Source organism: Microcoleus sp. B4-C1 (assembly GCF_036705285.1).
GTDB lineage: Bacteria > Cyanobacteriota > Cyanobacteriia > Cyanobacteriales > Microcoleaceae > Microcoleus.
The window spans coordinates 85,625-93,066 of the sequence record NZ_JAUBUC010000013.1; the positions used below are offsets into that span (position 1 = coordinate 85,625).

The window sequence follows — 7,442 nt, forward strand, 5'->3', positions numbered from 1 at the left end:
CAGGGATACATTTACTTTTTGCAAAATCCCGCCAGTCAATGTAGGGTGCGTCTAGCCTTACACCTTACCACTGGTGAATATCAAATCTCCAATTAACTTACCAAGGACTGCCAATTATTGTGAATCCGGCCCAAAACTTGGGGTGAGAGAAATCTGCATTGGCTACTTGTGTGGCTTGATTAATGTCGATCGCGCCTTCAGTCCCCCGCAATTGACCGTTTTTAATTAAAATTTGTTTGTGGATCATTGCCAGTTGAGCTTTTCTGAGCGCTTCAGCTTTAATTGGGGCCGATCGCAAATTGCCATAAAACTCGGTCATCAGGGCTAAAGTGCCGATATCATTAACTTTCCACAAACTCGCCAAAGCTGATTTTACACCGCTGCGGACGGCCAGTCCAGCAAAACCCATTTCTGCTGCTGTACTGTCACCGATCGCAGTTTCGCACGCACTCAGCACTAATAACTCGACTTGTCTGCGATTGTACCACTTCGCCAACCTAAATTCATCTAGCGCCAAAGAGCTGTCCCACAAATCAATCTCAGCTTCTTTTCTTCCATTTTCCCTTTGAGGAAAACTGGCGTGAGTAGCTAAGTGAACGATTCCAAATGCCTGTTGTTCTCGCTGTTTTCTCAGGTTTTCCAGGGTAAAGTCTTGATTGAGAAAAGAGCGGCCTTGCCACAAGGGAAATGCTGCTTGATTTTGCGTTTCTGTTCTCCTCCCGGCGATCGCAGATAATTCGATCGGCACCGCAGGCAAAGCAGGTTTATCAGTGTGGGGAAATTGGGAAGCACCCATCGCTAAAACTTGAGCGTTTTGCAAACTTTGATAATTGGTGTTAGTCAAGCTGACACTAGGAAGTGAGCCTACACTGTACTTTTCTACCAGAAATTGCTTGCCGTCGTGCAAAGCTGCTAGCGGCAGTTGGCGCAAACCGGCATCGAACGAAAACACTAGCGTATCTATATTTAATGCTTCTAAATTTGAACTAATCGGCGCAATTAACCACTGGTAAAGTTGCTGAGAAATGGGCAAATATTCTTCACTTTGCGAATTATTCGATTGACCCAAATAGCGATGAAATTCTGCCACTTTTCCCAGCAAAACTGCGTTAGAGACAGGAATATTTTTGAGAATCGGAGGGCCGTCTGGAACTACTAACACTAGGGATAATTCTTCGAGACGGACGATCGCGTAAACAATTACAGCTTGCTTCCCGGTTTCCTCCTTAATTGTTTTCAGAGTTTCTCTCAGATATTGAACGTTGATTTTTTTATCGGTAAAGTTTTCCCCATAATAATTTTCGTAGTCTTGTTCAAAGAGTTGGTCAATTAGAGCAACAGCATCGTTAGCATTGCCTTGGTCTAAAGTTTGTTCGACGAGCGATCGGCTAATTTGTGAGGGAAAGAGATTTGGAATATCTGCAGGTGGGGGATTTTCTGCGATCGGAGGGGGAGTGGGAGTTGGTTCGGGAATTGGTGCGGGGGCGGGAATTGGTGCGGGAATTGGAGTTGGTGCGGGAATTGGAGTTGGTGCGGGAATTGGTGCGGGCGCTGGAGTAATACTCGGTGAATCTTGAACTGGCGCTGTATTTATTGCAGCTATTCTCTCCCAAAGATCAGAAAGATTGACATCAAAGGGTTCAGAATTAGCAATCGGTAAACTAGGAGTTTGCACAATTATTTCCGGCGGAGTTTCTGCGACTGAAACAGTTAAATTGTCAGTAGATGTCTGTGTAGAAATCAGGTTATTTGCTTCGGCTCCCGCAATCGTGTTAACTGACGGGGAGTAAGGAAGTTCTAGGGAGATAATTGTTTCGTTGTTACGCTTCCAATCTAATTCGGTATTTCCCGTTTCAGTATTTTGGTCGATCGAGGTTTGTGCTCCCAATAAATCGCCAATTAAAAAAGCTAACTCCTGTTGGGGAGTTTGGCTTGGGCTGACAGCGGGCGCGGGTACGATCGCACTTGTAGGCGCAGGTACGATCGCACTTGCAGGTGCTGGCTGAATCTGAGTTACAGGCTGGGTTACAGGGGCAAGAGGGGCTGCGGGCGCGGGATTTGGCGCGTTTGGAGGTTGGGAGGCGATCGCAGGTTGAGAAGCGAGGGAGGAGAGGATTTGGGAAACCGAGGGAAGGGTAGGTGTAGAAGCTATGCGGGCAGCAGCGTTTGGGGTTGTGGGCGTCGAGGGCTGTGTGGGGCGCGCGCGGGGTGGCAGTACGAATGAACCGGGCAATTCAGGTAGTCGGAAGTCGATGGGAAAACCAGGTATCGGATCGGGTGTTGCCGAAGGTGCGATCGAGCTTTCGGGAATTGGGGCAGGTGCGATAAATATTTGGGAAATTGGAAAAGGTGCGATCGAGCTTTCGGGTGTTGGGGCAGGTGCGATCGAGCTTTCGGGTGTTGCCGAAGGCGCGACGGGTAAACGCGGTGGGAGTTGCGGTGAGGGTGTGCTTACGGGCGCTGGAGTCGGTGTTGGGGAAGGCGCTGGAGTAGCTGCGGCTGTGGGTGCGGGTGTTGGAGTAGCTGTGGCTGTGGGTGCGGGTGTTGGAGTAGCTGCTGGTGCGGGCGCGGGCGTGGGAGTAGCTGCTGGTGCGGGCGCGGGCGTGGGAGTAGCTGCTGGTGTGGGTGCAGGCGTTGGAGTAGCTGCTGGTGTGGGTGCGGGTGTTGGAGTAGCTGCCGGCGTTGGAGTAGCTGCGGGTGTCGGTGCAACTATTGGCGGCGGCACGGAGATAATTTGAATGCGATCGACATCCTGTCTGTGAGTATAAAGATAGGAGTTATCCCGCAAAATTGTTTGAATAGGATTAGAATTTCCCCTAGTAATTGCACCCGCCGTTCCATTTGTGGCAGAATCACCGACAATAAACGGCGTTAATCCTGCGCCTCCGTGGCGGATAATTATAGTACCGCCGCTGCTATCTCCAGGACTTCCAGCGGTAGAAATGCTAGCATTGATGCCGTTTCTGTCTGTGAACGAATTTAGCGATCGAAAAAACATTCCCATCAGAATCTCCACATTTCCACCGATACCGCTGCCCTGACTCTGAGCATCAATTTGACTCACAGTAATATTGCCAGAAGTGCTGCGGTTATAAGCCGTAACATTCCCTGCATTCCCCTGCGCCGAAGAGTCAATTTTACCAACATTAATACTTCCGGTAGCGTCGAGCAAGATACTGCCGCCATCACCAGCAGACGAGGTATTGATATCGCCCGCAGCAATATTAGTTCCAGCATTCAAAGCGATATTGCCGCCATTGTTAGGAGAAGTCGCATCAAGATTTTTAGTGGTGATTTCTCCGTTCTCACTAAACAAAGAAATTCCGGCGGGTGAGGTAATATTTTTGGCGGTAATATTATTCGTAGTAATAATGTTAATTGCACCGGAACTTTCGGGGATATCATCTTGAATATTGACGCTGGTGAGGGGAGAGACACTGCCCACAGCATCGCCAAAATCAACACTGCCCGCATCGGGTTGAACAGTCAGACTGTAAGGCCCGTCAACTGTAGACTGAAAAGTAATATCGCCAGTTTCTAAAATTTTTACCGACAGGTTATCACCTAATGTTACCGGAGCGTTAAAAGTAATGTTATTGCGGTTGGTTTCGATATTTCCCTTAGCAGTAATAGAGTCATTTGCCTTGACATCAATATTGCCACCAGTCACAGTAATACTGGGAGCGAAAGTACGGGAATTAATATCAGATGTCGAAACTGTTCCGCCAGCATTTATGGTGATTCCTCCGCCCTTACCATTTGCCGCAGCGGTAATAATTGGGCCTGCTGTTGTGTCGATATTACCGCCGCTTTGAATGCGAAGATTGCCACTATTGGCATTGAACCCGCTTAATAATAGGGCGCTACCAATTCCTGCCGTACTGATGTTGGTTGCGGCTTCGAGGGAAATATTGCCGCCGTTGTTGCCGCCGATCGCATTGATGATTCCTGTCGTAGTGTCGATCGCCCCGCCGCTTTTGAAGGTTATTGAGCCGCCGTCTTGATTGCCGATCGCCCGGATGGCGCTGGTAGTAATATTTCCCGCAGCATTGAGATTAACATTGCCGCCTATATTAGTTTTAAGATCGGGAGATGAACCGTCATAACTTGTCAATAGCTGACCTGTATTGATATTGCCATTACTATTAGTAAATTTCAGACTTCCACCCTGTATCCCCGATACTAATACATCGCCTATATTAATGTCACCGCTGGCAGTAGATAAAGTAACATTGCTACCGTTGCCCTTACTAGAAGTACCCGCGATCGCGGTTCCTGTTGTCGGTGTTGTGATGCCGGTGCTGGCTTGAATGGTAATATTGCCAGCAGCGCTCGCGCCCGTGACATCGATCGTTCCGATGTTAATTGTACCGTTGCTGTTAGTAAAGTTAAGATTTCCGCCCTGGATTCCCGATACTGACACGCCACCTATATTAATGTCACCGCTGACAGTAGATAAAGTAACGTTGCTACCGTTGCCGTTACTAGAAGTACCCGCGATCGCGGTTCCTGTTGTCGGTGTTGTGATGCCGGTGTTGGCTTGAATGGTAATATTGCCAGCAGCGCTCGCGCCCGTGACATTGAGCGTTCCGGTATTTATGGAACCTGCATTACTCGTAAGTGCGATCGGGCCACCGTTTTGCTTCGCCTCAACATAGAGGTTGCCTGTGGTAATATCGCGAGCTGCATTTAAGATAATCGAGCCTCCATTTTCCGAGTTGACGTTAATCAAAATTGTCCCGGGTCCTACCTGAGAGCCAGTTGAGTTTAATATGCCTGTAGTGATGCTGCCATTAGTGCTAGTAAAATTCATACTCCCACCTTGCAATCTACCAGAGTTTAATACATCACCTATTTTAATATTTCCACTGGTAGACATAGTAATATTGCCACCTTTATTACCGTTGTTTGAAGAACTCTCGATGTTTCCAATCTCAATATTGCCATTTAGGCTAGTGATAGTGATATTTCCACCATCAGATTGTGCAGGGCCATAATTTAATGATAATATCGTATTTAAAGTAATATTACCCTTTGCTTGTAAATTTATAGAACCAGGAATGCCGAGAAAGTCACTCGTATGTATAGAGGAGGAACCCTGGAAAATAATAGAACCCTGTTCGCTGATGATAGTAACGTTACCGCTCTTTCTAGTACCTATTGGGCTATTGAGTTCAGGTTTAGAACTTCTTAAACAATAAGAGCCAGAATTACAGCCGATCGTGATATCGTTTTTCGCTTGAATGATAATATTACCGCTTCCACTAGCGCCGCCAGTAAGTATACCATCCCTCCAAACATCATTTCCTCCAGTAAAAGTAAAGCTGCCACCTGCATTCACAGTAATATCAGCGCCACTGTTATCACCAGTATCAACTTGAGTGCTAAGCGTTTCAGTTGAAATATTTCCCCCTGCATTCAAAGATATATAACCAGTATTACCTCCCATACCTATTGTCGAAATTCTTCCTGTTTGAATGTTACCGGCAGCTTGCATAATTACAGGTCCTTGGGTATTGCTTGGTCCTGAATAGCCAATAATTCCAACTTTAATGTCGCCACCCGATCGCAAAATTACCGCTTGCGAAGTACCCAAAATAAATTCATCTGTACCCGGAGAAGCACCAGCATAAGTTGCATCGGCACTCGTAATATTGATATCTCCAGTAAAAGTAATGTTTCCTGTACCCGAAGTTGTATCTACCTTGAGAGATGCACCCGTGTAACCCCCAGAAGTATAGTCATCAGGCTGCGTAAAAATTGGATCGTACAGACTAATAAAATTTGCAGGTTGACCAGATAAATCAACAATCGATGTGTTACTGCCACTTCTAAAGTGAGCATCTGTAGATATGATGCCATCACTCACTAAAGTCAGATTTCCGCCACTGACAAATGGCGTTTGCGAAAGATGATTTAGCGCCAAAAGATCGATACTTTGATTTCCCTGAATGTAGAGATTTCCGCCAGCATTAGCCACAAACGGATTTGCCACACTATCGCGCACCCGCACTGTATCGTTAGCCAGCAAATTTAAATCGCCAGTTGTACGCAACAGACTTTCAACTAATGTCAAATTGCGATTAGCTGACAGCGTTGCAGTCTCCGCAGTTACTTCTTTAGCAGCGACATCTCCATTCTCTACCTGCAAACCAGAACCTGTTAATTCTATTTGCCCTCCAGCGTTGACTGTCACCCCCGTTGCACTTCCCCCGCCACCAGTCAACAACTGCGGCAAAGATGCAACTGGCAACACCCAATTTTGAGGCAAACTGCCCGCTACAGATTGCGGCTGAATCTCCAAACTCAACAGATTTCCCGGTTGACTAATTCTGACTAAACTCTCGCCGGGAACCGCCGCCACAATAATATTTCCCCCCGGTGCAGAAAGTTGTCCCGTACTCAAAACCGTGCCGCCCAATAAAGTTAAATTTTGCCCTTGTCCCACTGCCAAATTGCCTAAATTGACAATTCCTCCCGGTTGCGTATTTGTAAAAGCAAAACTATTAGGACTTCCGACTAATTGAATATAATTATTAGTACCACCCGCACTAAACCAATTATTGCCAAAACCGATGCCCGTCGCAGTAGTCGCAGTGAAAGCAGCAGGCACGTTCAAACTGGCATTTGTTCCGAAAACAATCCCCGCCGGATTCATTAAAAATAAATTGGAATTGCCGCCCGTTATTTGAATTAATCCGTTAATTAGCGAAGCATCGCCGCCGACAACTCGCCCTAAAATATTGCGGATATTAGGATTTGATATAAAATTGGCAGTTTGCCCTTGAGTTAAACCAAATTCTTGGAAACTGTGAAAGAGATTTGCACCGTCGCCGGATTGTTGGCCGCCGTTGATGTTGAATTGGTTGCCGCTGGGAGTAATTTGAGTATTGGTTCCGTCGGTTGCGGGGGTAATTTGGGCTGTGGCTGTTTGGGATGGGCCGAAAAGTCCTATTTCCCACATTGCTAAGGTGGTGAATGAGAGGAAGGTGAGGAAAAAACGGGATTTTTTGGGTGTTGATTTCATGGTGTTGTTAGTAGATGTTATGATGCTCATAAATTCATCAACCAATAAATATAATATCACAATCCTGTAGGGGCGGGTTCACCGAAAAATATGACACCCAACGACGGATATTAAAAACCCGCCCCCACCCCACCCAAATATTAATAATTCATTGAATTTAACCATTAAATTGATGTTATTTCGGGTTATTGGTTGGGTGGGGGCGGGTTTATAAAGATTATTTGTGGGTGACTAAAATTCTGGCGAACCCGCCCCTACGAATTTTGGTTATTGCGATCGTCAATTCATCAACCAATAAATATAATATCACAATCCTGTAGGGGCGGGTTCACCGAAATATATGACACCCAACGACGGATATTAAAAACCCGCCCCCACCCCACCCAAATATTAATAATTCATTGAATTTAACCAT

Annotated in this window: 1 protein-coding gene; it reads right to left on the reverse strand. The window is 46.4% G+C overall.

Annotation, left to right across the window (positions count from 1 at the left end; genetic code table 11):
• Positions 1-97 precede the first annotated feature (97 nt).
• A complete protein-coding gene (locus QUB26_RS07875; protein WP_445299591.1) occupies positions 98-6,964 on the reverse strand; it encodes a CHAT domain-containing protein in 6,867 nt (2,288 codons plus the stop codon).
• Between the last annotated feature and the right edge of the window lie 478 nt (positions 6,965-7,442).

What these genes read in the sequence shown, in the direction of transcription:
- QUB26_RS07875 (WP_445299591.1), bottom strand. Translation starts at nt 6,964, where the DNA reads ATGTGGGAAATAGGACTTTTCGGCCCATCCCAAACAGCCACAGCCCAA.